This is a genomic window from Pontimicrobium sp. MEBiC01747 (assembly GCF_053601635.1).
The window spans coordinates 1-418 of the sequence record NZ_JBSHNS010000350.1; the positions used below are offsets into that span (position 1 = coordinate 1).

The window sequence follows — 418 nt, forward strand, 5'->3', positions numbered from 1 at the left end:
GTATTCTAGAAGGTGTAGATGCGCAAGAAGATGAAGAAGAAACAGAACAGCAATCTAGTGATGCAGATAAAGTAAAACTTTTACAAAAAATAGAACCTGATGTAAAATTGATTGCAACAGATTTAACGAAGTTAAACTTAACTCTTGTATCTGAAGTTGCCATTAGGGATAAAGTTAAATCTGATGTCGATAAAATTGTTACAGAAATTGGTAAATATGACCCTAGTAAAATTAAAGAAATAGCAAAAGAACTTAGAGCTAGTGCAAAAGAAATTCTTACTATTATATCAACTGCTGATACAGATGAAGGAAAAAACCTCAATGCTTCTTTGAAAAAAATAAATAAAAACTTAATCAAAGCCGCTGATACAATTGACAAACCAAAAGTTCAAAAATCAGAGTGGGAATTATATGAAAT

At 29.9% G+C, this 418-nt stretch carries 1 protein-coding gene; it reads left to right on the forward strand.

Annotated features, from left to right (window positions below; translation table 11 throughout):
* A partial coding sequence (locus ACVC2P_RS11340; RefSeq protein ID WP_452598585.1) for a hypothetical protein occupies positions 1 to 418 on the forward strand: 418 nt, incomplete at both ends.